Source organism: Streptococcus sp. 10824 (assembly GCF_013276595.1).
Classification (GTDB): domain Bacteria; phylum Bacillota; class Bacilli; order Lactobacillales; family Streptococcaceae; genus Streptococcus; species Streptococcus pseudopneumoniae.
Genome location: NZ_VMLH01000123.1, coordinates 1 through 2502, shown reverse-complemented (window position 1 = coordinate 2502; position 2502 = coordinate 1). Strand labels below are relative to the sequence as shown.

Below are 2502 nucleotides of genomic sequence, written 5' to 3'. Positions count from 1 at the left end.
GAATCTTCCGCTGGTTTAGTTGGTTCCTGATCAGCTTTTTCTGCTTTTTCAAGCTCTTCAACTTTTGCTTTTGCTTTTTCAGCCTCAGCTTTAGCCTTCTCTAGTTCAGCTTCAGCAGCTGTTTGAGCTTGTTCAGCTTCAGCTTTTGAATTTTCAGCTGCTCTTGCTTCATTATTTTCTTTTTCAGCCTTAGCAGTCGCATCATCAGCTGTTTTCTTAGATTCTGCTGCTTTTTGCTCTAACTCCGCAATTCTAGCATCTGCTTCTTCTTGGGGTTGAGCTGGAGTTTCTTCTTCCGTTTTAGCTGGTTCCTTCGCTTTTGCTTCCTCTACTTCTTTAAGGGTCTTATTGAAGTCATCAACACGAGAATTAATATCTTCTGCGTAAGAGCCGACAAGGGCATCCGCCTGGTTAAATTCAGCTTCTGCTGCTGCACGAGCTGCTTCCGCTTCTTTGAGTTTTCTTTTTTGTTCCTCCAGAGCTTTAGCTTTTTGCTCAAGGTCGGCTTTGGCTTTGTTAGCTTGCTTGGTTAGAGAGTCAATTTCATCTCCCAATTGATCCGCCTTGTCTTGCAGTTTTTCTGACTCTGGACGTTTGGCATCCTCAGCTTTGGCTTTTTCAATTTGAGTTCTTATATTGTTCGGAAGAGTTCCCTCACTATAAAACTTATTGCTATTTTCAGAGTCAGGTTTAGCATTCTCTGTTGGTAATTCATCCAAAACATCGGTAGCCTTGATAGCACCACTTTCAATTGCGTCTAGTAAATCTTCCTTACCGATTGCCGCTTTAGCTGCTTGAATAGCCGCTTCCTTATCAGTAATACTGTTATCTTTCCTAATTTTATCTTCTGCAGCCTTTTCAAGCTCTGTCAAGGCTGCTTCAAGATCAGCTTTGGCTTGATCTTCTTTTTTCTCTTCTGAACTCTTAACCTTTTCTATCTCGTCAAGAGTCTTGTTGAATTCCTCGGTACGTTCTTTAATGTCTCCTGCATAAGATTTCAGAACTTCATAACGCTCTTCAAATTCAGCCTGCTCTTTTTTATATTCTGCTGATTCTTTGTCTTTGCTTTTAAGTTCTTCAGCTTTTTTATCAAGCTCATCTTTGAGTTTATTAGCTTGCTTGGTTAGAGAATCAATCTCATCTTCCAATTGATCCGCCTTATCTTGCAATTTTTCTGACTCTGGACGTGCTGTGTCTGCGGCTTCAGCTTCCTCAACTTTTTCTTTTTTATCTGCAGGAAGGTTGTTTTTTGACATATAGACAACGTCAGCACTATTCATAGCAGAAGAGTTCTTTTCATCTTCCTCTGTTGGTAACTCATTCAAAACATCGATAGCCTTGATTTGACCATTTTCAATCGCTTTCAGTAAATCTTCTTTACCGATTCTCTCTTTTGCTTTTTTAATAGCTGCTGCTTTGTCCTTAATCTCATCGTTAGCATTAATTTCATCTTCTGCAGCCTTTTCAAGCTTTGTAAATGCAGCTTCAAGATCATATTTCGCTTTCGCTTCTGGGTCTTTGTCTCTCGCTTCCTTTACTTTTTTTAGAGTGTCATTGAAGTCGTCAACACGAGTATTAATATCATCTTTATAAGACTCAGCCAGTGCTGCAGCCTTTTCAAATTCAGCTTGTGCCGCTTCATGAGCTGCTTTCGCTTCTTCTAGTTTTTTCTCCTCTTCTACCAGAGTTGCAGCTTTTTTCTCAGCTTCAGCTTTGGCCTTATTAGCTTGCTTGGTTAGAGAGTCAATTTCATCCCCCAATTGATCCGCCTTGTCTTGCAGTTTTTCGGATTGTGGACGTTTGGCATCAGCCTCCTCGGCTTTTTTGATTTTAGCTTTTATCTCTTCAGGAAGAGAAGAGTCTTTGCTAGTAATAACTGGATTTTCATCTTCCTTTGTTGGCAATTCCTTCACAACATCACTAGCCTTAATTTGACCATTTTCAATCGCTTTCAGTAAATCTTCTTTACCGATTCTCTCTTTTGCTTTTTTAATAGCTGCTGCTTTGTCCTTAATCTCATCGTTAGCATTAATTTTATCTTCTGCAGCCTTTTCAAGTTCTGTCAAGGCCTTCATCACTGCTTCTTTAGCTTCAGCTTCTTCCTTTTTAGCAGCAGCTAGCTCAGCATCAGCAGCCTGTTTAGCTTTTTCAGCTTTTGCTTTTGCCTCATCTGCAACTTTAGCCTCATCTGCTTCGGATTTCGCTTTCTTAGCAGCTTCTTCAGCTTTGGCTTTCGCTTCCTCTACTTTTTTCTGTAGTTCAGCAACTTTAGCTTCAGCTTCTTTTCTAGCTTCTTCCGCTTTTTCAAGATCCTTTTTAGATTTTTCGGATGCTTTGCTAGTGTTAGTAGTATTTGATTCATCAGCTTTTACAGCCAATTGCTGAACGCTAGTAAGACTAGCCCCTAAAACTACCGCACTGGCTAGGCTAGCAAAAATCATCTTTTTCTTCCCCATTTAGGTCACCTCTTTATTATTATTTTTAATCACCTGAATCACCTGA

Annotated in this window: 1 protein-coding gene; it reads right to left on the bottom strand. The window is 39.9% G+C overall.

Annotated features, from left to right (window positions below):
- Positions 1-2456, bottom strand: a 2456-nt coding sequence (locus HT701_RS10065; protein ID WP_172931484.1) for a cell wall-binding protein, incomplete at its 3' end; no start/stop codon positions are given.
- Between the last annotated feature and the right edge of the window lie 46 nt (positions 2457-2502).